The sequence below is a fragment of the Bordetella sp. 15P40C-2 genome, from assembly GCF_009763235.1.
Classification (GTDB): Bacteria; Pseudomonadota; Gammaproteobacteria; order Burkholderiales; family Burkholderiaceae_B; genus Bordetella_A.
Map to the genome: position 1 here is coordinate 39,011 of NZ_WSJA01000034.1, position 17,038 is coordinate 56,048.

General features: G+C 58.8%; 14 protein-coding genes. 3 read left to right on the top strand and 11 right to left on the bottom strand.

From position 1 onward, the window contains the following. Nucleotides 1-385: 385 nt before the first annotated feature. The 10 genes from GOQ25_RS14575 to GOQ25_RS14620 all read right to left on the bottom strand — a co-directional run bounded on the left by GOQ25_RS14575 (nucleotide 386) and on the right by GOQ25_RS14620 (nucleotide 13,844). Complete coding sequence (locus GOQ25_RS14575; RefSeq protein WP_160351207.1) at nucleotides 386-1,390, bottom strand: ParB/RepB/Spo0J family partition protein; 1,005 nt, start codon at nucleotides 1,388-1,390, stop codon at nucleotides 386-388. Then, complete coding sequence (locus tag GOQ25_RS14580; protein ID WP_160351208.1) at nucleotides 1,387-2,586, bottom strand: ParA family protein; 1,200 nt, start codon at nucleotides 2,584-2,586, stop codon at nucleotides 1,387-1,389. Before GOQ25_RS14580 ends, GOQ25_RS14575 begins: the two co-directional genes overlap by 4 nt. 148 nt (nucleotides 2,587-2,734) lie before the next feature. Next, on the bottom strand, nucleotides 2,735-4,138 hold the full coding sequence (locus GOQ25_RS14585) for a replication initiation protein (RefSeq protein WP_160351209.1): 1,404 nt from the start codon (nucleotides 4,136-4,138) through the stop codon (nucleotides 2,735-2,737). A gap of 1,061 nt (nucleotides 4,139-5,199) precedes the next feature. Beyond that, nucleotides 5,200-7,410, bottom strand: coding sequence for an ankyrin repeat domain-containing protein (locus GOQ25_RS14590; protein WP_160351210.1), 2,211 nt, complete (start codon nucleotides 7,408-7,410; stop codon nucleotides 5,200-5,202). A 162-nt stretch (nucleotides 7,411-7,572) separates the two neighbouring features. Further along, entirely contained in the window at nucleotides 7,573-8,607 is a 1,035-nt protein-coding gene (locus tag GOQ25_RS14595) for an RNA methyltransferase (RefSeq protein ID WP_160351211.1), read from the bottom strand. Between the two features lie 45 nt (nucleotides 8,608-8,652). Further along, the gene (gene panB / locus GOQ25_RS14600; RefSeq protein ID WP_160351212.1) at nucleotides 8,653-9,477 is read right to left on the bottom strand and encodes a 3-methyl-2-oxobutanoate hydroxymethyltransferase; all 825 of its coding nucleotides are present in this window, start codon (nucleotides 9,475-9,477) and stop codon (nucleotides 8,653-8,655) included. 189 nt (nucleotides 9,478-9,666) lie between these two features. Beyond that, nucleotides 9,667-10,629 (bottom strand): tripartite tricarboxylate transporter substrate binding protein, encoded by a 963-nt coding sequence (locus GOQ25_RS14605; protein ID WP_160351213.1) that lies wholly within the window; start codon nucleotides 10,627-10,629, stop codon nucleotides 9,667-9,669. Nucleotides 10,630-10,770: 141 nt separating this feature from the next. After that, nucleotides 10,771-11,094, bottom strand: a complete 324-nt coding sequence (locus GOQ25_RS14610) for a DUF4387 domain-containing protein (protein ID WP_160351214.1) — start codon at nucleotides 11,092-11,094, stop codon at nucleotides 10,771-10,773. 8 nt (nucleotides 11,095-11,102) lie between these two features. Next, nucleotides 11,103-12,467: an acyclic terpene utilization AtuA family protein gene (locus GOQ25_RS14615; RefSeq protein WP_160351215.1), complete on the bottom strand. Its 1,365-nt coding sequence runs from the start codon at nucleotides 12,465-12,467 to the stop codon at nucleotides 11,103-11,105. Nucleotides 12,468-12,482: 15 nt separating this feature from the next. Then, complete coding sequence (locus GOQ25_RS14620) at nucleotides 12,483-13,844, bottom strand: LLM class flavin-dependent oxidoreductase (protein WP_160351216.1); 1,362 nt, start codon at nucleotides 13,842-13,844, stop codon at nucleotides 12,483-12,485. Between the two features lie 105 nt (nucleotides 13,845-13,949). Here GOQ25_RS14620 and GOQ25_RS14625 point away from each other — a divergent pair, with 105 nt between their 5' ends. The 3 genes from GOQ25_RS14625 (at nucleotide 13,950) to GOQ25_RS14635 (ending at nucleotide 16,195) form a co-directional block, all read left to right on the top strand. Next, nucleotides 13,950-14,885 (top strand): LysR family transcriptional regulator, encoded by a 936-nt coding sequence (locus tag GOQ25_RS14625; protein ID WP_370519959.1) that lies wholly within the window; start codon nucleotides 13,950-13,952, stop codon nucleotides 14,883-14,885. A 126-nt stretch (nucleotides 14,886-15,011) separates the two neighbouring features. Continuing rightward, complete coding sequence (gene ribB / locus GOQ25_RS14630; protein ID WP_160351218.1) at nucleotides 15,012-15,698, top strand: 3,4-dihydroxy-2-butanone-4-phosphate synthase; 687 nt, start codon at nucleotides 15,012-15,014, stop codon at nucleotides 15,696-15,698. Further along, nucleotides 15,695-16,195, top strand: coding sequence for a flavin reductase family protein (locus GOQ25_RS14635; RefSeq protein ID WP_160351219.1), 501 nt, complete (start codon nucleotides 15,695-15,697; stop codon nucleotides 16,193-16,195). Before ribB ends, GOQ25_RS14635 begins: the two co-directional genes overlap by 4 nt. A gap of 30 nt (nucleotides 16,196-16,225) precedes the next feature. Here GOQ25_RS14635 and GOQ25_RS14640 read toward each other — a convergent pair whose 3' ends face one another. Continuing rightward, entirely contained in the window at nucleotides 16,226-16,963 is a 738-nt protein-coding gene (locus GOQ25_RS14640) for a 5'-methylthioadenosine/adenosylhomocysteine nucleosidase (RefSeq protein WP_160351220.1), read from the bottom strand. Nucleotides 16,964-17,038: the final 75 nt, after the last annotated feature.

Here is a 17,038-nt window from a genome sequence, read left to right on the forward strand (position 1 = left end):
TGTGTTGGATGTTCCGAGTCGGAACATGCTCTCTGCTGATCACGGCTGGTACGGCCGGCGGGGATCGTAATGCGTTCCGATGCCGCGGCGTCCCGCCCAGCGAGCGGATAATCTACATAGCGTTCCAGAGGGTGTTCCGAGTCGGAACGTCCAGAGCATGGATGGTGCTTCACCGTACCCGCTATTCTCCTACCAGTGTTCCGAGTCGGAACACTTTTCGCGCGCGTGCCCGCTTCGCACCCGTTTGGACATCGCGGACACGCAAGCGCGCCTAGGCCCCTATCTCTCCGCGTCCATCTGAACAAAAGGGCCTCGCTGTCCCTTCAACAGCGAGGCCCGGCTAACCAGTCGCATGGGCGACGTTCGACGTCGCCTGATTTCACAATCAATCCTGCGGGAACAACTTATCCATGAAGTCTTTGATCGACTTCTCCGTCTTGTCGTCCAACACGGTCTGATGCACTCGTATCATCAGATGCTTGCCATCGCGTCGGATGTCCGCGGCTTTCTTCCCATTCCGGTAGAACGTGCGCAGATAGCCGTCCCTGCGAGGCGACGCGTCGCGATGGCGCGACACCAGCACGTCGATTTCCTTCGCGACACGCCCTTGCTCCAATTGGCCTTGGCGCACCCGCGGCCATAGCTCGCGCAGGGCGTTGGTGCCTTCTTGACCATGCCGACCTAAAACGGAAGCAATGTCACCGGCGGCCGATGCACCTAACAGCCTGGGGTGGGTGTCCAGGTCTTCCAAGACGAAATCGGGCAGTTTCTGGAAGGCAGACAAACGAAACAATTGCGTGCGCGAAATACCGATGGCTTCGGCGATATCCTTGCGTTTGGCGAACGCTTTTTCGATCGTGGCCAGAGACAAGCTGATCTCGTAATCCGAGAGCTCTTCGCGCTGCAAGTTTTCGCTTAACGCGGTGATGGCCATCTGCTCGTCAGAGTAGTCCACCACGACCACATCAATCTCGGCATGTCCGCGGTTCTTACGGCTCAACCATCGCCGTTCGCCCATGGCGATCTGATAGCGAGCCGGTTGCTCGGGATGCACGCGCACAATGATGGGCTGCAGTTGGCCGTTGATCTCGATGTTTTGTCCCAGTTCATCGAGTGCCGCCTGATCGAAATAGCGGCGAGGTTGCCAGGGATTACGTTCCAGCACACTCACCGGCAGTTTGCTTCGGGCACCACCGCTGGCCAGTTTTTCTTCGAGCTCTTTGATACGCTGTTGGGCGGTGGTTAACGCCGCGAGCTGGCCGGGGCCGGTGCGGGGGAGGCGAGACGGGTCCGGCGCTACGGCGGGCTCCAAAACGGGGCGCGGCACCTCGGCGGTGGAACGCAGGCTCGCCGTCTTGTTCAACATCTCTTCGCGTAGATTGCGCCTCATTTCGAAGCCCTCCAGTGATCGGTGTATTGTTCGTCGATCCACTGGCAATAAGCGGTCAACGGTTCTTTGGCGCGCGCCAACGCGCGGTCATCGACGTCGCCTTTGGACAAATCATGCACGGTTCCCAACGCCAACCCGATGGTGCTGGCCACGGAGCTGGCGGGCACCTCGATGGTGTGCATCCAATCGGCATAGGCGCGCTGCGCCCAGGAGCGTACGACAGGCGCGGCCGAGGCGGCCCCGCGGTCAACGCGAGAGAGCAGCACCGAGATGAAATCAAAGGTTTTTTGCTCTCCGCGCTCGACAAAAGTGGTGCCCATGTCGGAAAACAGGCTCCAGAACGACACCGAGCTCATAAAATCCAGGCTTTCTGGCACGAGCGGCATGACCATCGCGTCGGCGGCCATCAAGGCATTGATTGTCATATACGACAACGACGGCGCGGAATCCAGCACGATATAGTCGTAGCGGTCGCGCAAATGATCCAGGCCGTTGCGCAGCACGTTCCAGAACCGGAAACCCGGATCGCGCGACGTCATGGCGGGCAAGTGAAACTCGGCCGAGAACAGAGCGGTGTGCGCGGGGATGAGATCGAGGCCATCCCAATAGGTGGTTTGAATCACCGCATCCAGGTCGGCGACGTTTCCTTCATAGATAAAGGGCAGGATGGTATGTTCCTCGCGCACGTCTTGCTCGGCATACAAGCCGCACAGTTCCGTGGCAGAGGATTGGGGATCCAAATCGATAAGCAGGCATTTGCGCCCGAGCAGTGACAAGCCCTGTGCGATGTTCATCGCGGTGGTCGTCTTCGTTGATCCGCCCTTAAAGTTGGCAACTACCAATATTTTGGCCGAGCCGGGTTTGCCGACGAGCAAAGGCGATTTCTCGATGTCGGAGATTTGCTGCACGCATTGACGTGCCTCGGGCAATGTGAAAATGCGGCTGCGGTTGCCTCGCACTTCGCCTTGAGGCAACGAGGTGCCTTCACGGTTGAGCAAGTAATTCAATCGCGACCGTTCAATGCCGCACATATCGGCAACTTGTGCCGAAGTAAAAACGGGCGGCGTTTTCCGGGGTCTGGGCGAGAGAATTTGATCGCGCAGTTCGTTCGTGACGGTCTCCAACCGCCTTGCAAAATCGGCGACCTGCGCCAAGTCCACACGTCGGTCGATCTTTACTTGCAAGTTAGCTACCATCGCGTTCCCTTATCGATTAATCACTTTGCGGCGAATTTTATACAGAGTGGAAAATTAAAGGAAGCACGAAATTGTGACCGCCTTGCCAGGTGCTTTGAAGGCTAAGCGGCCGCCCTCGCCTCATCCGGGGCAGAGCACCCGGCCACGCTCAGGGAATCGCAACCCGGCGGCGGCGCGTGGTGCGGACGGTACGCATTGCCACGAAGGCGCCCAATTGGGTTTGCACGTCTTTGTTGTCGCCCACCAGCGTGGCTAGCATCGCGGGCTCAATATGCAATTGCACGGCCAGCGTCCGTGCAGGTAAGGAACGGATGAATTCGCGCAGCACTTCGGCGCGTTGTGCCGGCTCCATGGCAAGGTAGGCTTCATAGCCCGATTGGCCGAGTGTTTCCAATTGGTCTACTTCGGCTTGAATGGCTTGTTCGCGCGCGGCAACGGCTTGCTGGAGCGGACCCGGGGGAACCGCGATGTCATTCGAGGCGGCGATGGCATCGATTTGCAATTGCGCGGTACCGAGGGCATAGGCTTCACGCACGGCCTTCATGAAGTAACCGGCGACCGATCTTTTGACCTTGCCTTGGGCGATTTGGTAACGGGTGTACTCAATGGCTTTCTGCAGGCGATCATCGTCCCATTCATCGCGGTGGCTGATGATTTCGTCCAGCTGTGCGCCATTTAACCCAAACTCGTTGCGTAGTACCTCATATTGCGCTTTCAGTGCGATCATCGAGGCTTGGGGTGCGTCGAATTGCGCGGTTTTCTCTATTTGGAATCGGATATTCCCGACGCGCTTGGACCCAGGCACGTTCTTGGTGTCATAGCTGACGTGCAGGCCGGTGACCTCATTGATCTGGCTCACCGCTTTTTCAATCACGCGCTGACGCATTTTCTTGAACTCGGCGTACTCGTCCGCTTTGAATCCCCACCACCCGCGTAACTCATCGAGCGATATCCAACCCGTGGTGCCTTGCGCGATAAAAAGTTGTAGGCGGTCGAACAGGATCTTGGCGTGAATCGATTTGAAGACGTAGCGCAGGCTGAGAAAGTGACTCGCGGCGGGACTCTTGATTTCTGCCTGCAGTCGATGGTGAATCTCGAAAAATATTTTGCCGTTGGCGATTGCTACCGGTCCGAGCATGGGTATGGAGGCCCAGGGTTCGTCGGTGGTGGCGTCCGGGCCCGAGGATTCGATCTGCACGGCGGCTTTTTGTGCCTCGCGCAGGATCGACTGCAAGTGCTTTCGGTTATTGCTGGTGTACCCCATCAACCATTTGAAGATGTTCAGGTCAATACGGTACCCACTTTTGTACTCGGGGTCTTGAGCGGTAATGAAGTACAGCACATCGATCGCGCGACGTGCCGATAAGCTCATGTCGACGATGTTGATGAACAGATTGTTTTTGTGAAAACCGACTTGCACTGGCAAATGATCTGCCCCGGCACCGTGTGCGCCCAGTTCGCTAAAGAGCGACAGCGCAAGCTGCATCGCTTTACCATCGTTCTTAGGCGGGGCGTTATCGGGGGATGGAGGCGAAGTCGGGAGCGCGGTCATTGGGACGGCCTAAACGGATACGGGCGCCAGTATCGCGCATACAAGGTGGCGCGTCAAAACAATATCGGGCACCTTTTGATAAATTTTTGGTGACTCGATTTTGTCGTTCTGTCAGGTAAGTTTGTTTTTTCAGACTGACCTACATACTTACAGCAAAGTAAGTTCCGTTCTATTTCAAACACTTAGCTTGCAAAGGTGCCCAGATTCGTCCCTTAGGTACCCGGTATTGTCTGGAGAAGTGCCCGAGATTGTTATTCGGTGTCCGGAATTGTCTTCTATGGTGCCTGAATATGTTAGGTGTAGATCGATGGTGCCCAACTTTGTTCTTATCTAGCGTAACGCGTTGATGCGACTGCGGGATATGTCATTTTTGTGGTCTTAATAGTGCCCGAATTTGTGTCGCTCCACACGCAAGGTGCCTGGATATGATTGCCCGCTGCTCCATCGGATGATGTGGACGGGAGCGGAGAGCGGAAGGTACCCAGATTTGTTGTGTATCAGCCGCGGCTTTCTTCCGCCAAGCTCGTTTAAGTGAATTTTGTTGCCTGGAGTCGGCTGTTGTTCCGAGTCGGAACACGCAATTTTCCCTGCATTTCACGCCAGCCGGCTCATCGAGCTGCATAACCCGCGTGCGCGCGCCGAAATTTGTATTTCCGCGCGTAAGTGAAACGAAGAGGGGACAAATTCGGGCACCTTGCTGAGGGGCGAGAGGGTTGGCACAAATTTGGGTACCTTGAAGGCGCGGTAAACCGTTACGCTGCTATGCGCCTATCAACGTAGAGACGTGGAAGGGAGCGTTCCGAGTCGGAACAGCCCGCTTGCCGGTGCGATGGCGGGGTGCACGATCTGAATAAGGCGCCTCAAGGAGCTGCGGCCATACACGCGCGTCATCCTCTGACAATTATGGGTACCTTCACGGAGCGCCACCGGGCATGGTGCTGGCGAAATACTGGCGATCATGCCGGGGCAGCCGGGGACAATTTCAGGCACCTTGCGTTTTAGGGACCGTTGCAGAGAACAATTTAAGGCACCATCGATCCCTCAGGCCGTGGACCACCGGATCAGTCGAGGAAAAAGCTTGCCTTTGAAACGTATGCGGGGTCCTTCACCAATAATCCCGCGAGATTTTTGAGCCTTTGTCGGTTGCCGGGCTCCTGCACTGCATCCATAAGGCGCTGGGACACCTCTTGCGGATCTGCCCCGACGTCTAAAAGGAACCGGCATATCGCCCGATTCGGCTCGCTCGGTGGTTCCTCGCACAGCGTTTGGATCAAATTGGGCCCCGCCGCGCGGTGGTGCCTGAGCAAGCGTTTTGCCGCTTCCGGCTGGACGGCCTTGGCGGCCTCGAGGAGGGCAGAGGTATAGGTGGCGCCAGCCAGGAGCAAGGCGCTTTGCGCCAGTTCTCTGACACACGGGTCCACTTCCAAGTCGATAAAGGTACGCATCAACGCTTCATGCACGATCTGGGGCTCCCAGCGGATCAGCCTGACAGCGGTTTCGTATTGCACCACTCGGAAGGCGAGAAATACCGCGGCGCAAAGATCGGCTTTCATGTCGCGTAGCTGCCCGACCAGCTGGCGGCTTTCCTCCGTATCGGTTGAGGCGCATTCCACGACGGCCCAGGCTCCGTCCGTCAGAGCCGGAATGACCTGGCGGCCCCATTGCCGGTGTTCCGTTTTAAGCAGTTCAAGGAGGGCGAGGGTGGCCTGGGAAAACCTGCCGAAATCGCCTGACAGGCGTTCCAGCGTTACAGCGTCGGGATAGGTGACGGCATCGGCGGCGATAACCATTGCATGGGCGGTCGCCGTGTCGTTGCATGCGAGGATAGTCTGCGGAATTATTTTGCCTACTTCCAGCCCGCTCTTTACGAACATGGAGGCGGCGACGATGCGGCCTTCAGCGACCAGGTCCTTCATTACGTCCCGCGCTGTATTTCGATTCTCCGCCCGACTAAGCAGGACATGCAGGTCGCACACCTTGCCCTGCAACGCGGCGGCGCGCAACGTCTCCTTAAGTCGGCCGGGCGTTGCCGCTGCACTAAGAACACGTTGGCGATGTAACTTCACCATTGCGGAGGTTTCGGGGCGAAGCTTGTGCGGCTTAGCCCCCGCCGCGAGCAATAGCATCATCGCCGCCGCGCTAGCGCGTTGTTGCCAGCTCTCCTCGGCGTACGCCTCATGCTCGAGTTTATGCATGAGTTCGTCGGTCGATACGCCTGCCATCACGAGCTTCTGCGCTTGCGCCAGGTTGCCATCCCGGACCAGCCACTCCAGTGCATGGGGGGGCACCAATCCGACATCGTGGAGGATTTTTAGCGCCTCGGCCCGGTACTTCGACAGCTCGCACAGGGTGAGTGGGCCGCAAACTACCGTTTCCGCGAGCCGCCGCAGAGGCGTCAGATCCTCATGACGGGCGAGTTTGAACAGCGCCAGCTTTGGCCCAGTCGGCGGAATCTTCAACTCTTGAATAATGAGATTAATCATTGAAAGAGGATTTGATGGCACGAACGATGTCACCGAGGTGCCCGACGCTTGCGACTCGGGCAATGTCGCAAGGTGCATCAGCACGGGCACGGTATCGACGCCGCCACTCACCAAGTATGCGCTTGTCACTCTATCCGCGCGTTGGGCCGCTTTGATAAGCTGATCGGAAGCGCTGTAGCCGAGAAGAGTCAGCTCCAATATTGCGCGCCACAAATCCCGTTCTATTGCATAGTCAAAGACGGATTGCGGATCGGCGCCGCGGCTAAGCAAATACTCAACGGCCTCGCATACATTCTCGCGAAACAGATCTTCCGCTGAGCATAACCATGCCAGCGCGGCGGCGGCGTTCGCACCGTTTGCAATCAAGCGCTCGGAGATCGCGGTGTGCCCCATGAGCATGACCGAGCGTGCCAGTGCTTCGTGCAGCTCATCGCGCGCCCCGGCGGCGATGAGCTTATCGATTAAGTCGGCAGGCGTCTGCAGTGGGTTGGTCACGGCATACATCAAAGGGGTATTTCCGTTGAAATCCGTACCGGTCACCAGTTTTTCGGCGCAATCGGGGGCCTGTTTCAGTAAATAATAGGCGACGCCGGTGTGCCCGGCGGCGATGGCCAAGTGCAGACAGTTTTGTCCATTCTCAAAGCCTATCCCTGCGACATTGACAGACTGTTGCTCGACGAGTAATTCGAATGCTCGCTGAGGGCCGGTTTCGATGAGTTGAGCGATGGTGCTTTTTGAAAGGCCGCTTGTGGGCGGAGGGGCTACGCTATTCGGGAGGTGGGAAGTCAAGCGATATGGTGTGGCAACGCTGCGAGGTATCAAGTAGGACTCCGAGCAAGATTAGAGGTTGGGTAATCTTGATAAGGGTGCCAATACAACACGATTCCCTCTCGTCGCTTTGGACGATTCCTTGAATCGGACCGAGTGACACGGCAATACACCGCGTTTGGGTTAGGAGCGCCGTTTTACTTGTATGACGTGGGCGGTTTCCACCGCCCGAGCTCGCAACTGCCCACAGCCGGCCTCCACGTCCTGGCCAGCACTGTTTCGGACCTTCGTCAGTACGCCGCGGCCGTGCAGATAGCGCACGATATCGCGAATCCGTTCGAGATCGGGGCGCTGGTAGTCGTCGCCTTCCAGACTATTGAAGGGGATCAGGTTGAGCACGCCGTACTTGCCCTTGAGCAAGTGCACGACGGCGTCGAGTTCGTCGTCGCCGTCGTTGACGCCTTTGAGCAGCGTCCATTGATACTGGATGGGATAGCCGGTGTCCCGGGCGTACGCTTCGCCGAGTTCGACTAATTCTTCGGGCGTCATTTTGGGCGCGCGCGGTAGCAGTTGTGCGCGCAAGTCGGCCTTGGTCGTGTGCAGTGACAGAGCCAATGCGGGCTTGATGCGTTGCCTGGGCAGGGCGTCGAACACGCGCCGGTCGCCAACCGTGGAAAACACCAGATTTTTATGGCCGATATTGCCTTCGGTGCCTAGCAGATCGATGGCTTCGAGCACGTTGTCGAGATTGTGTGCCGGCTCGCCCATCCCCATGAACACGACTTTCTTCACCGCACGCAAACGTCGCGCCAACACCACTTGCGCGAGAATTTCCATGCTGGTGATTTGGCGGATCAAGCCGCTCTTGCCGGTCATGCAAAAACGGCAGCCGACCGCGCATCCCACCTGGGTCGACACGCAAAGCCCGTCGCGCGGCAGCAGCACGCTTTCCACCATCTGGCCGTCGGCAAGCTCGACAAGCAGGCGCGAGCCGTCGTTGCCGGTATGTTCGGCGCGCACGCGTGCAAGGCCGTCCAGCTCGGCCGTCAAAGCCGGCACCGCGTTGCGCAATGCCAGCGGCAGGAAATGCTCGGACTGCCGCCGCCGCGTGCCGTGGTCTAGCGCTTGCCCTTGCAGCCAGACGCGCATGATCCTGCCGCGATGGACGGGCAGGGCGTCGAGGGCGACGAGGCGTTGGTCGAAGTCGGTATAGCGCATGGGGAGCGGATTTTACCCCGCCGCCTGAATTTCACCGCTGCGAGGTCAGCTGGACTTGGTGCCGAAGCAATGCTCGATCGCCGGGAACGCGCCGCTGCGCACCTCCTGCGCGTAGCTCGCGGCGGCCTGTTCGATCATCGTGCCCATTTGAAGATATTGCTTTACGAAGCGCGGGACCCGGGTGCCCGACATGCCCAGCATGTCTTCGGTAACCAGGATCTGACCATCGCACGCCGGCGACGCACCTATGCCGATGACGGGAATGCTCAGCGCTTCGGTGACGCGGCGACCCACGGCCTCGGCCGTGCATTCCACCACCAGGGCAAAGGCGCCTGCTTGTTCGAGCGCCTTCGCGTCATTCAGGATGCGTTCACCGGCGTCGGCCTGCATGCCCTGGGCTTTGTAGCCACCTACGGCGTTGAACTGTTGTGGCATCAAGCCGATATGGCTGATAACGGGCACGCCGCGCACGGTCAGGAATTGCACCGTCTCTGCCATCTCGATGCCACCTTCGAGCTTGACCGCTTGTGCACCGGTTTCGGCCAGCACCCGGGCCGCCGCAGCGAATGCCTGCTGGGGCGATGCCTGGTAGCTGCCGAAGGGCAGGTCGACCACGACGCACGCCTGCGTCGATCCGCGCACGACGGCCGCGCCATGCGCGATCATCATGTCCAGGGTCACGGCCAGCGTGCTGGGCAGGCCGTACACCACCATGCCCAGCGAATCGCCTACCAGCAGCAGATCGGCGTGTGCGTCCAGGTGCCGCGCCATGGGCGTGGTGTATGCGGTTAATGCCACGATGTTGCCGCGTCCCTTGGACTGGCGGATGGCGGAAATGGTTTTGCGTGTGATGGCCTGTTGGACGCTCATGCATGCCTTCCTGCTGCGGTGATGGGGATCGAACTATAGTACGGCGGCGGAGGGCCGTGCATTCCCGGCTTAGCGCAAAGACGGCGATGCAATCAGGCTTTAGGAAGCTGCACGCTCCTAAAGCCCGCGCATGGAGAGTCGTGAATATCAGGGCGCTGAGAGAAAAGCAGCGCCCGTTATGCAAGGCGCTTATTGCAGCGTGATCTTGCCCTCTTTGACCACTTTGGCCCAGTTGTCCGATTCGGTCTGCATGAACTGTGCAAGCTCTTCAGGCGTGCCGGGCATCGGGGTCAAGCCTTGTTCCTCCAGCAGCTTGATGACGTCCGGGGACTTGAGGGCTTTGACGATTTCCTGATTCCAGCGGTCGATCACGGGCTTGGGGGTTTTGGCGGGCGCCAGGAACGCGTACCAATTCAACGCGTTGTAGCCGGGGTATCCGGACTCGGCGACCGTCGGCACCTCGGGCAGGATCTCTGCGCGCGTCGGGCCGGTAGTGGCCAAGGCCGTGAGCTGCCCATTCTTGATGTGCTGCGCGGCAGAGGTCGGCGAGGCATAGTAGGCGTCGATGCGGCCGCCTAGCAGGTCGATCATCGCGGGGCCGCCGCCCTTGTAGGGCACATGCACCATATTGATGCCCGCCCGCTGATTCAGCATTTCCCCTGCCATATGCGTGGCGGACCCCACACCACTGGAGGCGAAATCCAGCTGTTTGGTTTTGGCAATGTTGACAAGGTCTTTTACGTTTTTCGCGCCGACTTGCGGATTGACGACCAGCACCAGCGGATAGGCCACACCCATGGTGATGGGTGCCAGGTCCTTTAGCGGATCATACGAAAACGTCATGAGGTGAGGATTGATCGTGAGCGATCCGATACTGCCGACCAGAATGGTCGAGCCGTCCGGTTCGGCCGACACGACGTACTGCTGAGCAATGTTGCCGCCCGCGCCCGGTTTATTGACCACGGCGATCGACTGCCCGGTGTTTTCCGATACTTTCTTGGCGACGATACGGGCCATCGCATCGGTCGCGCCGCCAGGTGCGAAACCCAGCACCATATTCAAGGTTTTCCCTTCCGGGAAATCTTGCGCGATTGCGTTGACTGCAACGAGTTGCAGGGCGATCGCGATCACCCCTTTTTTCCATATTTTCATTTTTCGTGGTCTCCTATTAGCTTATTGAACCTGCATATCGTTCTTTGCCGCGCAGTAACGGCGTTTGTGTCTCGTCCATACCTGCGCCATGAAATACTGCCTCGCGCGCGAGGCAGGGTGCATACGTTGGGATCGCGGCTTCTATTTAGCGATGTCGATGGGAATCTCGATATCCAGCAACGGCGCATGTTGCTGGGCGCCATAAATATCGGTATCGCCGATGGCGCCCGACGGAATGCGCCGCGGCAATGTCGCTTTCCACGCGAGGGCAGGGGGGTACTCGGTAAAGAGCACATCCTGCGGCTTGACACCGTAGAGCGAAGCAATGAGTTCGGGGCAGATCACGCCGGAGTCTCGCACCTGTTCGAACAGGTCCGCGTTGTCGAACATGATGTCCAACGTGATGTGAAAGGGGCCGGCGTTTTTGCTCTTGCAGGCTTTGGCGATTTGCTTCAGCTTGACCATGTGGGCTCCTAGACTTCTTCGTAATGAATGGGGAACATGCGCAGCGGATCATCGATTTCAAGCACGTGTTGAAGCATGAATTCGTAGATCGGCCCACGTTCGATATCGGACGGGGAAAATGGGAAGGCCATATTCCCTTCGCGACACATCCGTCCGGCGAAGTCAGAGTGAAGCAGGGTCACCCGTGCCAGCGACAAGGCCGCATTGGCAATTTCTTGGGTGTCGGCCACGACCTCGGCAATGATGGCAACCTCGGTCGGCACGCTGTCTTTTTTCGGTTCCCAGGCGCCCATCACGCCGTCCTGGCCATACAGGCGCAGTACCAGCTGGTAGGTGGAGGGATCGATCCCCAGCGCGCTGACTTTCGTCGCGGTGGATTCACGCACGAACGCCATAAAGCTGTCGAGCTGACCGATGAGGCCCGGGTCGCGTGTGGCGGCGATGGTGATCGCGCTATAGCCGGCCATGCGCGCGCCCTCGAGCTTGATGCTGTAGGGCTTGGGAATCCAACGCATGCCGGTGATACGCACGCGCCGCTCGGTCAGCGCTTCGATTACGCATTCGCTCGCGTCCACCACGCCACCCGGTTCGTAGCGAATGATCGGGCTGGAGGTTTCGTGCAGGGCCTGGACGGCTACCGACATCGGCGTGCAGCGCAACTCCGGATTCAGGGGTTCGGTTTCGACGAAGTCTTCGCCCACCGTGACCATCAAGCAATCGTGCTTCTTGGGAATGGCGGCATTGCAGGCGCATTCGAGGATCTTGCCCGCGTACCAGGCTGGGGCTTCCGGCAAGCCATGATGCATGGCGAGTGCGACCCAAGGCGCCGGGTCGGTGCCGCGCCCGCCGAGGATGACCTGTGCCCCGGCAGCCAGTGCCTCGCGGTAGGGTTCCGGGCCCATCATGCCGACGATACGCACGGCTTGCTCGATGTCTTCGGCGCGGATTTGCGGGGCGTTGCTCAGCGGCTTGATCTTGCCGGCCTGCAATTGCTCCAGCAGAAAGCCCTTGTCCTGCTCCGAATCGATGAGCGCCATCTTGAAGTGCAGGCCATGCTCGGCGGCGATCTCGCGGATGATATCGGCGCAAGCCTGCAGATGCGGCGTGCCACCGGCACCCCCGCAAGTCCCGACCATCATCGGAATGCCGTTGGCAATGGCGCCGCGCAACAGCAGCGACAGATCGCGCTTCATCGCCAGGCGAGAGTTGAGCGTCTTGCCCGAGCCCAGGTAATGCGGGCCCGGATCGCTGCTGCCGCCATCGACGCCAATCATATGGGGTTTGAGCGCCAGCGCGGCCTGTAGCGAGCTTTCGGGAAAGCCGTAGCCCAGGATGCCGCTTGCCGACATCATGCGAACGGTCTTTTGCGTCATGGTTCGAGCCTCCTTTTAGTTTTTGCGGCGCCAGTCGCCGGCACGCGGCTTGGCCAGGCCGACGTTGCCGCGCAGCGTGGTGTCCGTATATTCCTTGCGGAAGAGGCCACGTTTTTGCAGTTCGGGCACAACCAGGCGGACGATATCTTCGTAGGTGCCGGGCACCGACGTGGCCGACAGTACAAATCCGTCGCAGGCCGATTTGAACCATTCTTCCATCTGGTCGGCGACCTGTGCGCCGGTGCCGCAGAACACGGGCCCGTCGTTGAGCGTGCCACGGCCGGAGGCCTCGACGAAGTCCTTGACCGAGGGATTCTTTTTGCCGCTGATCTGGATGACCTTGTCGCGCAGACCTTGCCATGACATTGCTGCCAGTTCTTCATCGGTGAAGGGCAGCTCGTAGGGGCGCCCCGAGAAGTCGATGTTCAGCGTTTCGCCCATCATGATCAAACCATCGATAGGACGTGACAAGCTGGCGATGTAGTCGCGCTGTTCCTTGGCCTGGCTCTCGGTTTCGGCGACGATGATTTTGAGTTCCGGCGCGATCTTCAGCGAGTCGGGATCGCGTCCCGCATTGGCCACGCCGTCTTTGAGGGCCTGGTACTGTTTCTTGCCGTTTTCCAGGGCGGGGTATTTGCAGAACACCACTTCGGCCCAGCGCGCGGCGAAGGCCAGACCCCGGCCGCTTTGACCGGCTTGCAAAATCACCGGATGGCCTTGCGGGGAACGCGGCACCGTCAGCGGACCGCGCGAGTTGAAATACTGTCCTTGATGATCCAGGCGCTTGACCATCTCGGGGTCGGCGAAGATTTCCGCGGCCTTGTCGGCGATGATGGCGCCTTCTTGCCAGGTGTCCCAATGGCCCATGACGACTTCCATGAATTCGTCGGCGCGATCGTAGCGCAGGTCATGTTCCAGGTGTTCCGAGCGACCGAAGTTGGCCGCCTCGGAGTTGTTCATCGAAGTGACGACGTTCCAGGCGACGCGGCCCTTGGTCATCAAGTCCAGTGAGGCAAACAGCCGGGCGACGTGGAACGGTTCGTAGTAAGTCGTCGAGTAAGTGGCCCCCAGACCCAGCTTGGAGGTCGCCATGGCCATGGCCATGAGCACGGTGGTGGGATCCAACTTGATGGGACGCACACCGTACTTGACCGTGTCTTGGTGGCCATCGCCGTAGATGTCCGGCATGGCCAGCCGGTCGTCGAAGAACGCCATGTCGAACTTGCCGGCTTCCAAGGTACGGGCAATACGTTGATAGTATTCGGGCGACAAGTAGTCCGTCATACTGGAGGCGTGACGCCAAGAGCCCGCATAGTTCGAGCAGTTTTGCGCTTGCAAAAAAGCAACCAAGGTCATTTGGCGTGGGGATTTACTCATGTCTAGCCTATGTCGTTGCGTGGTTTCGAACAAAAAACTGACCGCCAGTATTGGTGCAGACTGCCTGCGGCACAATTTCCGCCCTGTGATACATTCATAACGACCGTGAATAAATTGATCGATCCCCCCTCGTTGACCCGTCTGGAAATCGCCGAACTCGAGACCTTTCTTTGGGTGGTGCGAGAGGGCAGTTTCAGCGTGGCAGCGCGCAAGCTGCATTTGTCCCAGCCCGCGGTGACCAACCGGGTGCGTCGTCTGGAAGACAAGCTGCACGTCAAACTTTTGCTGCGCACCACGCGCCGGGTCGAACCCACACCGGATGGCATCTTGCTGCGCGATGCCGCCGAGCAGGCGGTAGCGGGCTTGCGCGACGTGCTGAGAAAATTTCAGGCGGTCTCCGATGTCGATCGCAATCGGGTGACCGTCGTGGTCACGCCCATGCTGGCGGCTACCGTCATGCCCGCCCTGATCCATGCCTATAACGAGCGCTATCCCGACGTGAGCATTGTGCTGCGGGATCTGCCCTATGAGCAGGTCATACGCAGTGTGGTCGAAGGCAATGCGGATATGGCGGTCGCTGCCCTGGATAGCGCGCCGCGCGGAGTGGGTTTTAAATCCTTGGCCGAAGAAAAAATGACCTTGGTCGTACCGGCCCGGCATCCGCTGGCGAACGCCGAATCGGTGGATTTAGAGCAGATTTTTCCGTACCCGCTCATGCTACTGGATCGCTATCAGGCGCTGCGCAAACAGCTGCAGGCAGAATTCGAGCGTCGCGGCGCGCCATTTAATCCAGCGATCACGATCACCTTGCCGACATTGCTTGGCATGGTCGATGCCGGCAACTGCATTACGTTTTTGCCGCAGTCCATGGCGCATGACAATGCGCGCGGGGTACGCAAGACTATTGACGTCAAGGATCTGACAATCATGCGCTGCTACGGGATGGTGGTTGCGCGCAACGCCGAATTAAATGTGGCCGGACAGAATTTCCAGGACTTCCTGAGCAAAAACTTTAAAACCCAGCTCGCAAAACTGGCGTGATCGCGGGGCAGGGCCGGTGCACACGCGCCACTTATTCCCGTTGGTTATAGATAAATTCAATTCTGCAAATTGTTTGTAGACGGTAGCCCTCCTAGACTGTCGCTAGTCTGATTACAGGAGTTGGTTATGTCTGTCGTAGCCCAAGCCGTCTCGCGTGTTACCCAAGCGCGGTCGGAACGCGCATTTGATTCCGTCGAAACGGCCATAGACGCGATGCGCCGCGGCGAGTTCGTGCTGGTGGTCGATGACGAGACGCGCGAAAACGAGGGCGACCTTATCATCGCCGCGAACGCGGTCACACCGGAAAAGATGGCCTTCATGGTGCGTCATACGAGCGGCGTGGTGTGCGTTTCGTTGCCGGGCGAGGTGTTGGACCGTCTTGAGTTACCGCCGATGGTGACAAACAACGCCGATCCTTTCAGAACGGCTTTTACAGTGAGCGTGGACCTGCGGCTAGGTGTCAGCACGGGAATTTCGGCGGCCGATCGCGCCGCCACGTTGCGCGCCCTGGCCGACCCGGCCGCCAAGGCAGACGATTTCGTGCGTCCCGGGCATATTTTCCCGCTGCGCAGCAGGGCGGGTGGGGTGCTGGAACGGCCCGGGCATACCGAAGCCGCTCATGATTTGGTGGCTCTCGCCGGGCGGGGCGTGGGAGGCGTGTTGTGTGAGCTGGTCAACGACGATGGCAGCATGGCGCGCCGTGCGGACCTGATTGCATTTGCGCTTAGCCATGATCTGACCATCATTTCGATCGCGGACTTGATCGCTTATCGCCAATCCCGAGTTCAATCTGTAAACGAGGCCCAAGCATGAACACTTTTGACAGCAAAGAATTTCGCCGCGTCCTGGGCGCGTTTACGACGGGCGTCACCATCATGACGACGGTGGACGAAGACGGCAATCAGTATGGCGTGACGGCGAATTCATTTAGTTCCGTGTCGCTGGATCCTCCTTTGATACTGTGGAGCCAGGCACGGACCTCGAGTAGTTACGCGGCGTTTAAGAATTGTGAGCGTTTCGTGGTGAATATCCTGGCGGACCACCAGATCCATATTTCCAATCAGTTCGCGCGGTCAGGCGGCAATAAGTTTCAGGGCGTCATGGTCAATGAGGGCTTGGGTGGCGTGCCGATTATCGATGACTGCAGCGCGTATCTGGAGTGTGTCAAGGTCGCGGTCCATCCTGGTGGCGATCATGACATCTATATTGGACAAGTCGAACGGATGTATCGCAGCGAGAACCGGCCGTTGGCGTTTGGAGAGGGCAGGTATGTCGTGCCGGTTGCGCATGAGATGCTCGCCGCGGCTTGACGCTGGCGACGCGTCAACGGATCTTATCGGTCAGCGCAGCGTCGCTAAGAATTTGAACAGCACACCGCAGGTATAGAGGCTCGCTTTTTTTTCTAAGAAGTCCGAAAGATCCACGTCTGCGTTGTGATCCGCGTGGTCCGAGATGACCCGCATGACGGCAAAGGGAACGCCGAACTCAAAACAGACTTGAGCCATGGCTGCGCCTTCCATCTCCACACACAGTGCGTCTGGCAGCTGCTGCTGGATGGCTCGGTGACGTGATGGCTCGCTGACGAACACATCGCCCGTTACGATAAGGCCGTGATGGGCGGTGGAAGGTCTGTCGACGCTCGCTACGCCATGTGCACTACCAGAACGCGATTGTTCTGCGAGATAAGCCCGAGCGTGCGACAACAACGCGGCACTCAGCGAGGCATCCGGCGTGAAACGACTTAATCCCAACATTGGCACTTCATAGCGCGCAAATAAAGGGCGTGCATCAAGATCATGCTGCATCAGGAGACTGGCCACGACGATATCGCCCACGCGGATGCTCGAATGTAGTCCGCCCGCCAAGCCTACAAATACGATCGATGTTGCCTTGAACGTCTCAATTAATACGGTGGTCGTGGCGGCAGCCGCGACTTTGCCGATACGGCTCAAGACCACCACACACGGGCAGCCTGCGATCTCCCCAACGTAAAAATCGCGCATGGCAATCCGCGTGATCGAGACCGAATCTCCCATCGCTGTGACCAGACCCTCTAATTCTTTGGGCATCGCGGCCATGATGGCTAATCGTTTAACAAGGATAGTCACGACAGAGGCGGTATGTGTAGGGTGAATCGGAATCTAGCGCGGACC